Origin of the sequence: Acholeplasma equirhinis, from assembly GCF_017052655.1 — a bacterium.
Lineage (GTDB): Bacteria > Bacillota_I > Bacilli_A > Acholeplasmatales > Acholeplasmataceae > Acholeplasma > Acholeplasma equirhinis.
In genome coordinates, this window is record NZ_JAFIDC010000001.1 from 1,181,943 (window position 1) to 1,195,850 (window position 13,908).

The 13,908-nt window shown below is 32.5% G+C and carries 12 protein-coding genes; 2 read left to right on the forward strand and 10 right to left on the reverse strand.

Annotated features, from left to right (window positions below):
- Positions 1 to 98 precede the first annotated feature (98 nt).
- Complete coding sequence (locus JV173_RS05560) at positions 99 to 1,247, reverse strand: ATP-dependent helicase (protein WP_205735301.1); 1,149 nt, start codon at positions 1,245 to 1,247, stop codon at positions 99 to 101.
- A 101-nt stretch (positions 1,248 to 1,348) separates the two neighbouring features.
- Between JV173_RS05560 and JV173_RS05565 the strand changes: the two genes are divergently transcribed.
- Entirely contained in the window at positions 1,349 to 2,080 is a 732-nt protein-coding gene (locus JV173_RS05565; protein WP_205735302.1) for a polyphosphate polymerase domain-containing protein, read from the forward strand.
- Positions 2,067 to 2,765, forward strand: coding sequence for a DUF4956 domain-containing protein (locus JV173_RS05570; protein WP_205735303.1), 699 nt, complete (start codon positions 2,067 to 2,069; stop codon positions 2,763 to 2,765). The genes JV173_RS05565 and JV173_RS05570 overlap by 14 nt, the downstream gene beginning before the upstream one ends.
- A gap of 34 nt (positions 2,766 to 2,799) precedes the next feature.
- Here JV173_RS05570 and JV173_RS05575 read toward each other — a convergent pair whose 3' ends face one another.
- The 9 genes from JV173_RS05575 to JV173_RS05615 all read right to left on the reverse strand — a co-directional run bounded on the left by JV173_RS05575 (position 2,800) and on the right by JV173_RS05615 (position 13,907).
- Positions 2,800 to 4,890, reverse strand: a complete 2,091-nt coding sequence (locus JV173_RS05575; protein WP_205735304.1) for an ATP-dependent helicase — start codon at positions 4,888 to 4,890, stop codon at positions 2,800 to 2,802.
- A 13-nt stretch (positions 4,891 to 4,903) separates the two neighbouring features.
- Positions 4,904 to 6,538, reverse strand: coding sequence for a glutamine--tRNA ligase/YqeY domain fusion protein (locus JV173_RS05580; RefSeq protein WP_205735305.1), 1,635 nt, complete (start codon positions 6,536 to 6,538; stop codon positions 4,904 to 4,906).
- 12 nt (positions 6,539 to 6,550) lie between these two features.
- The gene (locus tag JV173_RS05585; protein ID WP_205735306.1) at positions 6,551 to 8,341 is read right to left on the reverse strand and encodes a glycosyltransferase; all 1,791 of its coding nucleotides are present in this window, start codon (positions 8,339 to 8,341) and stop codon (positions 6,551 to 6,553) included.
- 107 nt (positions 8,342 to 8,448) lie between these two features.
- Entirely contained in the window at positions 8,449 to 10,125 is a 1,677-nt protein-coding gene (locus JV173_RS05590; protein WP_205735307.1) for a hypothetical protein, read from the reverse strand.
- A 56-nt stretch (positions 10,126 to 10,181) separates the two neighbouring features.
- Entirely contained in the window at positions 10,182 to 11,192 is a 1,011-nt protein-coding gene (gene tsaD, locus JV173_RS05595; RefSeq protein WP_205735308.1) for a tRNA (adenosine(37)-N6)-threonylcarbamoyltransferase complex transferase subunit TsaD, read from the reverse strand.
- Entirely contained in the window at positions 11,173 to 11,625 is a 453-nt protein-coding gene (rimI, locus tag JV173_RS05600; RefSeq protein WP_205735309.1) for a ribosomal protein S18-alanine N-acetyltransferase, read from the reverse strand. Before rimI ends, tsaD begins: the two co-directional genes overlap by 20 nt.
- Complete coding sequence (gene tsaB, locus JV173_RS05605; RefSeq protein ID WP_205735310.1) at positions 11,606 to 12,193, reverse strand: tRNA (adenosine(37)-N6)-threonylcarbamoyltransferase complex dimerization subunit type 1 TsaB; 588 nt, start codon at positions 12,191 to 12,193, stop codon at positions 11,606 to 11,608. The genes rimI and tsaB overlap by 20 nt, the downstream gene beginning before the upstream one ends.
- Entirely contained in the window at positions 12,190 to 12,636 is a 447-nt protein-coding gene (gene tsaE / locus JV173_RS05610) for a tRNA (adenosine(37)-N6)-threonylcarbamoyltransferase complex ATPase subunit type 1 TsaE (RefSeq protein WP_205735311.1), read from the reverse strand. The genes tsaB and tsaE overlap by 4 nt, the downstream gene beginning before the upstream one ends.
- Positions 12,633 to 13,907 (reverse strand): glucose-6-phosphate isomerase, encoded by a 1,275-nt coding sequence (locus JV173_RS05615; protein ID WP_205735312.1) that lies wholly within the window; start codon positions 13,905 to 13,907, stop codon positions 12,633 to 12,635. Before JV173_RS05615 ends, tsaE begins: the two co-directional genes overlap by 4 nt.
- Position 13,908 lies beyond the last annotated feature (1 nt).

The following is a 13,908-nucleotide window of genomic DNA, read 5'->3' on the forward strand; positions in this document are numbered from 1 at the left end:
AATAATCACCTTTAGATTATTATACCACGCAACCGTATGTGTCATCCTATGATAAGACTATGAAAATATTTTCACTTCGTATCATTATGATACGAATATTAAATATATCTAACATCAATTTTAGTTTGTTTCAAAAACTTGGTTTTTTTCAAAGAAAAAATATAGAGTTCATGAATTGCTCTAGTGATTCCAACAAAGAATAATCTACGTTCTTCCTCCTCACCAAAATATGTATGTTCCTTATCAAAAGGCAGAATCTCAGCACCAACAATAATCACTTGATCAAATTCTAATCCCTTAGATTCATGAAAACTTAAGAGCCTAACCTCAAATAAATAATTTCTTTCAAGTGCTTGTCTTAATTGACTTACTTGATAGTGATTTCTATAAAGAATAACTGCTTTATGAAGCGATTTAGTTTTAATCAAAGTAATAATTGATTCAATTGAATTTTCTTTATTTGTAAGGATAATTTCAGGCTTTATTGTTGCAGTTCTTAGACTCATAAGCTCTTTCTTAAATCTGTTTTTATTGTAGGAAATTAGATTGTTTGCAGCATCAATGATGCGATCATTTGAACGATAGTTTTTAGTTAGTTTATAGACTTTAGCTTGATATTTACTGATAAATTTATCAATGAGTTCTAAATGAGCTCCACGAAATGCATAAATCGATTGGTCAGGGTCTCCTACCGTAAAAACAAACGTATCCTTTTTAATCATTGTTTCAAGTAACTTAAATTGTAAAATATTCGTATCTTGGAACTCATCAATAAAAATATACTTAAACGGATGATGTTTGACATATTTTATGGTTTCTAACATTAAATCGTCATAATCCAATAATCCCTTCTCTTTTAAATACATTTGATAGAATTCAAAAGTTTTAGGTTTTTTAGTTTGATATAAACTATTCTTATAATTTGCAATTGCTAGAATTTCATCATCTGTAAATCTTTGATCAGTTTCAAATATCTTAAATTGATTACGTTCACTTAATCGTTTATAACAGTAAGCGTGAAATGTATGAATTTCTATCTTTTGATTTGATAAACGTGATTTCATTTCAATGCTTGCTTTCTTTGTAAATGTAATTGCTAAGATTTCTTTTTCTTTAACTCCACTTGATATTAAATGTTTGATGCGTTCGACTATGACACGTGTTTTTCCACTACCAGCACCAGCAAGTAAGAAAATGAATTGATCTTTTGAGTACACTGCTTTTTCTTGTTCTTCATTGAGAATCATATCTTTTCACCTAAACTATAGTAGTGAAAAATATCAACAATTACTCTTTGTAGTATTTCATGCTACAATATAGTTACTGAGAGAAAAAGGAAACCGATTTTTTGGAAACTGTATTTTTAAGATATGAGAAAAAATATGTATTAAATAAGGCACAAGAAAAAGCTTTAGTCAAAGGCTTTTTAGATGCTGGATTTATTTATGACCTCTACTCTCCAAATGGTAGTCTTTATCCCGTCTATACAATCTATTATGATACAACTAACTTTGAAGTTATCAGACAAACTCAAACAAGACTTTCCTATAAAGAAAAACTGCGTGTTAGATTTTATGAATATCCTTTAAAAGATGATACACCAGTCTTTATAGAATTAAAGAAAAAGTTAAGTGGACAGGGTAATAAAAGAAGACTTTTAGTTAACCGTGAAAAAGCGATTGATTTCTTAAATAAAAAAATACCTTTAGAATTTGACGATTATACTCAAAATCAAATTTATAAAGAAGTTAAATTTTATTTAGATCGATATGAAGTTGTACCTTTTACATTTATTAGATATAAACGCTTAGCACTTTTAGATCCTAAAACTGGTATTAGAGTAACATTTGATGATCATATCGAATATGCACATTTAAAAACATTAGATAAAGAAACTGAATTCTTTACCTTACCACAGTCTAAAAATCTAATTGTTATGGAAATTAAGTCGCTGTTTAATTATCCACTTTGGTTATCTAAACTCTTAACAGAAAATAAAGTTTTCACAAAGAGCTTCTCAAAATATACGAATACGTACGAAACATTACACGAAGGAGGAATGATTCATGTTAACACTTGATTTAACAGGCGGTGCGTCCTGGGATGATATTTTAATTATTATGATTTCAGCTGCAATATTAGGTGCAGTCTTAAGTTTAACCTTTATGTTTACACATAGAAAAAAGGTGTATGAAAAATCGTTTGTTGCAACACTAATTCTTCTACCGGTTGTTATCTCTATAATTATTCTACTGGTTAATAATAATTTAGATACTGCACTAGGTACTGCATTCTCACTTGCTGGAGTATTTGCTTTAGTAAGATTTAGAACTGCTATGGCAGATAGTCGTGATATCACATATATCTTAAGTACAGTTGCGATTGCACTTGCTGCTGCAATGGGTGCTTTAGGATATGCTATGTTGATTACTGCTATGATTTCACTCATCTTTATCATCTTATATTTCTTAAAGATTGATGCTGAAAAAACTAAATACTCAAAACTTCAAATTGTTATTGCTGAGAATTTAAATTATACTGAGGCCTTTAATGATATCTTTGAAAAGTATTTAGATCACTTTGAACTTCAACGTGTAAAGACAATAGATTTTGGTTCACTCTTTGAATTAACTTATATTGTTAAACTTAACAAAGATTTAGATCAAAAACTATTTATTGATGATTTACGTGCACGTAACAGTAATTTAAATATTACACTTGTTCATGATTATGCAGCACTCATGACAAATACTCCTAACAACTGATAAAGAACCCCTCGAAAAGTCGAGGGGTTTTCTTTTATCCTATTTTCTTTAAACTTGGATGGTTTTCTAATATTTTCTTAATACCATGTGGTAGTTTGAATGCGATGGTTGCGATATCTGATTCAATATTGACAACAATACCTTCACCAAAGACAATATGACTCACCTTATCACCTGCTTTTAGATAATGTTCACTTGGTCTTGATGAACTTTGTTCATATACAGGTCTTGTGAATTTCTCTTTCATTGGTTGCATTTCTTTTAAGAAACGTGATGCAAGTGGTCTGATGTAATTACCATAAAGTAAACGTTCATCTGCTCTTGATAAATATAATCTCTCTCGAGCTCTTGTCACACCAACATAGGCAATTCGGCGTTCTTCTTCAAGTTCTCTTGAATCATATGTAGAAAGCGGTGATGGGAAAATACCTTCTTCCATAACCGTCATAAAGACAACTTTAAACTCTAATCCCTTCACTTGGTGGAACGTTGAGAGTACGACAGCATCTTTATCTAACTTCTGGTCTAAATCGGTGTATAAAGCGATTTGGTCTAGAAGTTGAGTGAGTTTTTCAACAAGTGTACCTTCATAGAATTCTTCACCTTGAACGAATACAGATTTTAATTCCTTGATGTTATCGATACGATCTTGTGAGATATCATCTTTTTCTTCTTCAAGCATTAATAGATATGACGTATGATATGCAACATACATAACAATTTCATCTAAATTTTCCATTGTTAGCATACGTTCTTGCATCTCAAGTATTAATTTCTTAAATCCGTCTAAGGATTCTTTTGTTTTACCTGTTACATCAAGATAATCAATTGCTTGAAACATAGATAAACCAAGACTCTTCGCAAGTGTTTCAAGTTTAGTTACTGTTGTTGGACCAATGGCACGTTTTGGAACATTTATCACTCTTTTGAAATAAAAATCTAAATGTGGATTCACAAGTAATCTAATGTATGCCAGAATATCTTTAATTTCTTTTCTTTGATAGAAAGAAAGTCCACCATACATAACATATGGAATATTCATTTTCATTAAAGTATCTTCAAAGGTTCTCGATAATGCATTATTTCGATAAAGGATTGCAATATCTTGATAACTATATCCAAGGTCTTTAACCAAACGATTGATTTCGTTTGCAATCATTGTTGCCTCACCACGATCGGATTGTGCATTCCAAACAAGTGGTTCAAAACCTGGTTCCTGTTCAGTTGTTAAGTTCTTTTTAACTGGACGATTGATGTTATGTGAAATTAATCTATTCGCAAAATCCAAAATCTCAGGTGTTGAACGATAGTTCATATTTAAGACTTGTTCACCACCAAAATCGCGTCTAAAGTGGTTTGCATTCTCATAGTTCGCACCACGGAAACCGTAGATTGATTGGTCAGGGTCTCCTACGACGAATATATTCTTCTTTATACCTGCAAGTAACTTAATAATCTCATATTGAATATGGTCAGTATCTTGGAACTCATCAACTAAAATGTATTGGAATTTTTCTTGATAGTAACGTCTGACATCTTCATGTTCTAACAACAGTTTATGTAGATAGATTTGTAAATCATCAAAATCAAGTAGGTTATTATCAACAAGTTCTTTTTGGTAGTTTTGGTAAACGAGTTTCTCATAAGTGTCATCAAAACGATCTTGTGAGAAACATTTGAAATCACTAATTTTATTTCTAATGTCATTCACTTTGTAACGTTTATGATCTAAGTTTTGTTTCTTGATGATGTCTCTAATAATACTTTTAGCATCATCTTCATCTGCGATATTGAAAGTCTTTTTATAGCCTAACTCTAATACTTCGATATCTTTTCTTAAAATCTGTGATGCAAGTGAGTGGAAAGTATATATCCATACGCCAGTTGCGTAAGGTCCTGCCATATGTACAATACGTTCTTTCATCTCTCTTGCTGCTTTATTTGTAAAAGTCACAGCTAAGATATTATCTGCTGGGATACCTGCAACTTTAATTAAATATGCAACTCTAGTTGTTAGGGTTCTAGTTTTACCGGTACCAGCACCTGCAACGACAAAAAGAGGGCCATCAACATGTGTGGCCGCCTTTAATTGTTCAGGATTGAGTTTAGCTAAATACTCTTCCATTGAAACTCCTTAATTATTTATAACTACTCTTTAATGGAACAATTTCATTAAATTCGTATGGGTTATTTGTCTTCTTGTTTGCGTAACAATTGAAATATCCATTTCTAACAAATTGGAATTTTTCATCTGTTTTAACATCTTTTAATCCACCTTCAATAAATCCTTGTTTTTGAGAAAGTGAATTTGGATTATATCTTTCATCAATTGTTTTGTTCGTATCTGCATCAAGTAATGGTCCAAAGAAATTGAATGTAGCAGGAATTGCTGTAGTTGCCTCAACAAAATGGATTGTACCATCTGGTTTTCTTTCATTAAAACCTGAACCCGATAAAGTCTTTTCATCATATGTTGCAAGAACTTCAACGATCTTACCATTTTCATCTTTAACAACATCAGTTGCTTTAATGAAATAAGTATGGAATAGTCGTACTTCCCCACCTAACGATAAACGTTTATATTTGTTATCTGGTTTAACTTCTGAAAAGTCTTCTTGTTCAATGTAAACATGTTTTGAGAATGCAATTTTTCTTGAACCAAGTCCTGTATTTTCTGGATGGAAAGGTACATCGAAGTATTCGATTTTACCTTCAGGGTAATTTGTGATTGTAACCTTTAATGGGTTAATCACAGCAAATGCACGTCCTGCTCTTGCTTGAAGATCATCACGTACAAATGACTCTAACATATCAACTTCAACTTCACTATTCACCTTAGCTAATCCTGTTGCAAGAATAAATGCACGGATAGCTTCTTTAGTGTATCCTTTACGGCGAAGACCTGATAATGTTGGCATTCTAGGATCATCCCAACCATCAACATAATTAGAATCCACTAAATATTTTAATAGGCGTTTTGACATGACTGTATTCACAATACCTAAACGACCAAATTCAATTTGGCGTGGTGTATGTGGCATTTCTGTTTCTCGAACTACCCAGTCATATAATGGACGGTGGTCTTCAAATTCTAATGAACAAAGTGAGTGTGTAATACCTTCGATTGCATCTTCAATTGGATGGGCAAAGTCATACATTGGATAAACTTTCCAAGTATCACCTGTATTGTGGTGACTTGCAAAATTAATACGATAAAGTACTGGATCACGCATATTCATATTTGGACTTGCCATATCAATTTTTGCGCGTAATACTTTTTCGCCTTCTTTAAATTTACCTTCACGCATTTGTGCGAAAAGTTCTAAGTTTTCATCAACCGTACGATTTCTGTAAGGTGAAGGGATACCTGGAGTGACAACATCACCTCTAGTTTTAGCGATTTCTTCTGCTGATTGATCATCAACATAAGCTAAACCTTTTTTAATTAAGATGATTGCACGTTGATACATTTCTTCAAAGTAATCAGAAGCCCAATAGATGCCTGCAGGTTCATAACCTAACCATCTTACATCTTCAATAATACCTTTAACATAAACTTCATCTTCTTTAGATGGGTTTGTATCATCATAGCGTAGGTTTGTTTTTCCACCAAAAACTTTCGCAAGTTCAAAATTGGTTACAATTGCACGGGCATGTCCAATATGCAAGAAACCATTTGGTTCTGGTGGGAAACGGGTAATGATTTCATCGTGTTTACCAGTTTTGATATCATCTTCCATAATTGTTTTAATAAAATTTGATTGATTTTCCATAAATATAACCTCTTAATCTAACGCATTCATGCGAGTGATTGCTTCATTTTTAAGTTTTTCTAGTGCTTCTTTATTTGGAATAGAGGTATCAGGATAAAGTGGTTCTCCCACATTTAAAATAATACTTTCACGATCCCATAGTAAGAACTTGGAGTGTTTAAAACTAATTCTAACCGGTACAACGGGTACACCAGACTCAACTGCAAGTTTAAATGCACCTTTTTTAAATTCTCTAATTTCTGAATCCTTATCAATTAATTCACCTTCAGGATACATGTGAACAAATCGGCCATTTCTTGCTTGATCACTTAATGTTTGGAAGAACACCTGTGTTTCAAGTAATCCTTCAGGAACAGGCACTGCACCAAGTAAATTTACAAAGAATCCTGCAACAGGTCTTTCAAAATTAGCTTTCATTGCAGTCATGATTGGACGTTTTGGAAATGCTGCAAGTGAGTTCATTGCAGAATCTAATATGTGCACATGATTCGATATGACAACAGCACCACCTTTAACATTTCTAAAATGTTTTCTACCTTTATATTTCACATTTAAGAATAACTTCATGTAAAGGAATAAAAGTGGTAGAGCAATTAAATAATATGTCATGGCAGAAAGTGTGCGTTTGACCGGTGGATGAATTAAAGTTTTCTGGAATGCTTTTCCTTTAAGTGTTTGACTTAAACGTTTAGCTTTCGATTCTTTAATTGCTTCTTGTAACATCTCTTCAAAACGGTCAACCGAATAACTTAGACGAAACTTTTCAGTATAAGAAGCGTATGCTTTTCTAAGTGCTTCTTTTTCTTCTTTGTTTTCAATCCAGTACTCTAGTTTTTGTTTTAAATTTACCACATTATTTGGTTCAAAGAGATTTGTAGGTTTTAATGCAAACTGTCTTGTTGCACTCTTCTTAGCATTTGCAATGAGTGGAACAAGTCCGACTGCAATTGCCTCTAAACATGCAATTGCTTCAATTTCAATGTTTGCAGTATGTACATAAAGATGTGCGCTCTCTAATGCTTTAATGAGTTCTTCTTGTTTAAAGAACTTAAACTCAACATCCAGATTGTGTGCTTTAGCATACTTTTCTAGCATCGATTTTTTAGGACCATGACCTGCAAGGGTGATTTTAATCTGATCTTTATACTTAGAACTATTTACAGCTTTCAGTAATAAAATCTGATTCTTTTCTTTTGCATAGCGTCCGGTTGAGATGATATGGAATTTACCTTCTTGTTCCTTAACTTTTGCATTAAAGAAAACATCAGATACACCATTTGAAATCACCTTCACAGTTGTTGTATAACTATGACGATAAAGTTCATTTGCAATAAAGTTACTTGGTGCATGAACATAGGATATTTTACCGAAGAATCTTCTAAATTTACGGTAGATTATGCCATTTAAAAATCCAAGCCCATTTAAACCTGCTCCATAAGTAATATTTTCTGGTTGAATGTGAAATGCTGCAGTATGTGGAATATTCAGTTTTTTAGCAATCTTTCTAGCCACTTGTGAAGTCTTCCAAGGTGTTAGAAAATGGACAATATCGGCACCTTGGAATGCCTGTTCAATAATTTTTTTATCTGGTTTAGAAAAGACGACATCTTGCTTTCTTGCAAATTCAGTAACAATTGGAATATAACGTTCTTTAAGTGCATAAAAGTGTGCTTCTTTTTCACCCGCAGATAAAATTCTGACCTCGTGGCCACGCATTCTTAATTGTTCGATAAATCGACGTGCTGTAATCGTCGTACCATTGGTTTGATGCAAGTAATTATCAATGACAAAAACTATTACCATATTAACCCTCAATTACTAATTTCGTGTTAATTAATTATATCACATAAAGTGATATAGAAAAATTAGGCAGATAAAAAAAGAGACTGTTTTCAGTCTCTTCCTCTAAATTATGGAATTAATCCTTCAAATCCATCAATACCACTGAGTCCATCGTAAAGTGCTTCATATAGTGCTTCTAAATTATCTGGATCAAGTTCGTTCACTGCATCTAGTAATTCTGCTAGATCATCAGCTGTTGGATTTTCTGGTAAGCCTTCAAAGACATCTAAGATATCTTCAAATGCTGGGTCAGTTAATACATCTGCTAAAACATCATCAATTAAGTTTTGAAGTTCATTTAATGCATCTGCATAAGCACCCGTTGGTTTAAGTTCAAATCTAAGGTATGTATTCACAACTAAGATATCTTCAACTGAAACATCTTGTGCAGCAAATTCACCTAAGAAATCTTCTAAAATAATTTGATTACCTTGAATCAATTCAGACTCACCAATTAATCCTAAGACAACTTGAACTCTATCAGCTGAAACAGCAAGATCATCTCCAAGTCCAATTGAACCAATTGTAAAGATTAAGTCTTGTCCATCTTGTGATACTGAAGGCACTGCTTCTAATGTAAAGTCTGTCTTAAATGATTTAGTTAAGTCACCATCTTTTTCAATTGTTAGGATAACTGTAAAGTAAACCTTACCGTTTTGGAATTTCGCGAATAATGGTTGAGTTGAAAGTAGATATTTATGTGTACCTAGTTCTAACTCTTGAGTCATATTCATTTGATCACCAACATAGTAATCAAGTAATTGGTTAAATGCTTGTTCATGCATATCATAATTAAGGGTATCTCCACCACCTAAAGATGATAATAAGAGTGAAGTTAATTGACCCGTAAACATTTGAGTTACATCATTTTCATCTTGAAGTTGAGATGTTAATTGATATTGTGTTTTAGTTGAACGCATCTTACCAAGTGCAAGTGCAAGACCACCTTCACCATCAGCAAATGTTGTATCTAATAATTCTTCATCATCAACGAATCCAAGTAGTGCTTCCAACATTGGACGGTTTGGATCATTTTCATCACCTAAAAGGTTAAGTAAATCTTCCGTATAAACCCAAACACTCTTTGTATTTAAATCAAAATGACCAAATCCAGATACAACACCTTGAATCAACGTATTTAAATCATCTTTTGTCACTAAACCATAAACCCAGTTTGCAAAATCATACATCCATAGGATTGGTAAGTTACCGATTGAAATACCTTTAATCACAAGTTTGTATTCTGTTTGTGCAAGACCATTAACAACCATTGGTTCAATTTCAACTGTGAAATCAATAAAGAGTGTTGTTTGATAGTAAATACCAGAGAAACCTGCTTCAACACCGGCCTCAAGCGTCATTCCACCTTCATAGAAGTTTAAGGTAACACCTTTTAATCCACCGTTGTCACCAATGGCAATTGCATACTTTTTAAGAGCATCTGAAGCATTTGGATTATCTGTTGCAAAATCTGGATTATTCGCAGCATATATTGCTTTTAAAGCAGAGTTTGCTTCCGCTTTAGTAAATGAAAAGTTAAAGTGTTCTGCATCATTATCAGAAAGGAATTCATCCATTCTTGCTGCTGCAATATCCTCAAATGAAATTGCAGGTTGTGCTTCAAAGTCAGCTTTAGGTGCTTCATATCCTTTATACATAATAACTAATGCAATAATTGGTAATAACGCAAGTATGAGTAATAAGAACCCAACCAGCTTAAATATAAATTTGATAAGTTTAAACATAACTTATTCCCTCCCTTATCACAGTTTAATTATATAGTTTATCTATCTAACTTAAGTTAATATTGCTTAACTTCGTCGATTGAAAAACTTGAATCCCCTTTAATAAAATATGATGTCGGCATACCATATTTTTGAACTTGATAATAAGCTGCAATACCAATCATCGCTGCTTGGTCTGTACAATATTTAAATGCCGGAACAAGAATTTGTTGATTTGTAATTCTTGATGCCATTTTTGCACGTAAACCTTTATTCGCAGCAACACCACCAGCAAGTACTACTTGATTCACACCAAGACTATCTGCTGCATGTCTTGTTTTCTCAACTAAAACTTCAGTTACAACTTCTTGGAAGGATGCACACACATCTTCCACATTGAAACTTTCACCTCTTTGTTTCATGTTGTGTACTAAATTGAGTACTGCACTTTTTAATCCTGAAAATGAAAAATTGTATGGATCATCTTTTAAGAATGGTTTTGGAAGTGGATAAATTGCTTTACCGGTTGCTGCTAAGCGGTCAACAACTGGACCACCTGGATAAGGTAGACCTAAAATTCTTGCAACTTTATCATAAGCTTCCCCTACTGCATCATCAAGTGTTGTACCTAATAACTCAATTTCAAAATGGTCTTTGATTAATAAAAGTTCTGTGTGTCCCCCTGAAACAAGGAGTGCAAGTGCAGGAAAATTAAAATCATTTTCAACAAGTGGTGCATAGATGTGTCCAATTAAATGGTTTACACCAAGAATTGGTAATTTATGCATATACGCAAAGGTTGTTGCAGCATTGATACCAACAAGCAATGAACCAATTAATCCAGGTCCTTGTGTAACTGCTACTAAGTCGATATCAGAAACTTTAATGTTTGCTGTTGAAATAGCTTCATCAAACATATAGAGAATTGACTCAATATGTGCTCGTGAGGCGATTTCTGGAACAACTCCACCATATCTTTCATGGATTTTAATTTGTGATAAAACTGCATTGGATAAAACTTCTTTACCGTCTTTTGTTATGGCAACTGATGTTTCATCACATGATGTTTCAACTGATAGTATAATCATTTTTATTTACCTCGATAATCATCACAAGACCGTCTTCATCTTTATAGTAATTAGGGATTGTACGAATCACTTTTCCACCAAAACTTTCATAAAAATAAATTGCTCTTTGATTACTCTTTCTTACTTCTAAAATGATGGTTTCACAACCGTCATTTTTCATTTCTTCAAGGACAAATTTAAAGATTTCTTTACCAATGCCTTGATTTTGGTATGGTTCATCCACAAGAAAATTCATGATATCAGCGTTGCTATCAATTTGTCGATAGCTCATATATCCAATAATTTTTCCATCTTGTTCATATACAAAAATTTTGGAGAATGGATTATCAACAAGTTCTTGTTTCAAGAATGCAAAGCCTAAACTTTCATTAAAAATCTTTTTTTCTAAGCGTTCAATTTCAAAAAGGTCAGCTTCAATAGCTTGTCTGATCAAGTTTATTTTCCGCCTCTGTCTTTCTTAAATAATTTGGAATAAGTTCAAATACATTTGAAACTTCAGTACTTGCATTCACGATTATCGCACCATCAAGTTTAATTGTCTCTTTGTTAATAACAACTAATTTTGATTTATCTTTCTCTGATAATGAATCCATTGAACGAAGTGCTTCTTCATTTAAATGTTCACCTTTTTTGAAAAGACCTGAAAAACCTAAATTATTTCTTGCATCATGCCAAGCATAGACTTCATCTTTATAACCAGAAGTTAAGAAGAGTAATGAAGATACCTTTCTCACTTTAACTTTAGTTTGATATCCCATAGTCTTAGCAGTTGTTACACCGACTCTTAATCCTGTGTATGAACCAGGTCCAACACCAACAACAACAGTATCTAAATCGTTTGAATCTAATTTATTACGTTTTAAAAGTTCATCAATTAACGGAATAATATAAGCTTGATGATCAGATTTACCTTCTCTTGTGATGAGATCAAGTGTCTTCTTATCTTCTTGTAACATCAAAACCATAGTCGGTGTTGATGTATCTATTAATAAATATTTCATAAATTATTCTCCCAAGAATCATCCATGTTCACACTGCTTATAACGATTTCTCGTTCATTATCTTTAATATATGTAAGTTTGACTTCAACATATGCTTGTGGAAGGAGTTCTTTGACTTGATATGGCCATTCAATGACCGCTAAAGAGTTTGGATCATCAATATATTCTTCAAGGTCAAAATCGGTACCAACTTTATCCATACGATAAAGATCAAAATGATATAAAGTCTTATCACCTTTATGAACCTTTAAAATCGTAAAGGTTGGTGAATTAATAATTGATTTCACATTTAAAGCTTTAGCAATCCCTTTAGTTAATGTGGTTTTTCCTGCAGATAAATCTCCAGAAAGTAAAACCACATGACAATCATGTGGCATTTGTTTGATTAAGTTATATCCTAATTCAATAGTTTCTTCACTGCTATTTGTATATATTGTTCTCATTTTTTTCCAAGTAACGCAAACATATTCTTTTTATATGCTTCAACCCCAGGTTGATCAAATGGGTTGACATCAAGTAAATATGCACTCATTGCACATGCAATTTCGAAGAAGTAAATCATATAACCAAAATGATAACTATCCAATTTATCAATTGAGATTAAGATATTTGGAACATTACCTTCTACGTGTGCCATTTGAGTACCAAGTAAGGCTTTTTCATTTACATATGAAATTTCTTTACCAGCAATGTAATTTAATTTATCAAGATCATCTTGATCAAATGGAATGGTGAGTGAATCTGTTTTCTTAAGTTCAATCACTGTTTCAAAAATAATTCTTAAGCCATCTTGAATTTGTTGACCAAGTGAGTGAAGATCTGTTGTAAATTGAGCAGATGAAACTAATAAGCCTTTACCATTTTTACCTTCTGATTCACCATATAATTGCTTCCACCATTCTGAAAAGAATGATAGGCGTGGTTCATAGCCAACTAAGTATTCGACCATCTTACCTTCTTTATATAGTGCATAACGTGTTGCAGCATAAAGGTAAGCTTTATTTTTCTTTAATGATGGGTCTTGTGCATCCTGCCATGCGTCTTGTGCACCTTTTAACATCTTTTCAACATTAATTCCTGCAAAAACAAATGGTAATAAGCCAACAGAAGTTAAAACTGAGAAGCGTCCACCAATATCATCTTTAATGACAAACTTTTCATAACCTTCATTTGTTGCAAGTTGATATAAAGCACCACGTGCTTTATCTGTGGTTGCAAAAATACGTTTTCTTGCTTCTTCTTTTCCGTATTTATTTTCAATGTGCTCTCTTAATAAACGGAAAGCAACAGCAGGTTCTGTTGTTGTACCAGATTTAGAAATGACATTGATTGCATAATCTTTTTTATTTAAGTATTTAAGTAATTGTTTTAAGTAATTAGCAGATAATTGATGACCTGCAAAAATAATTTCTGGTTTTGTTTTCTTAAATGGTTCTTTTAAGAATTCAAGTCCTGCTTTCGCACCTAAATATGAACCACCAATACCAATAACGACTAAAACATCGAGTTTAGCATATTTCTTTTTTAATGCATAAATACGCTCTAGTTCTTCTTTTTCATAATCAAATGGTAAATCTAACCAACCAAGGTAATCATTTCCTTTACCTGATTTCGATTTGATCATTTCATGAACTTGGTTTACATTTTCTTGCAGCGTTGTTACTTTTTTAGATAAAAACTTTTCAGCTTGACTAATATTAACTTTTAAACTCATG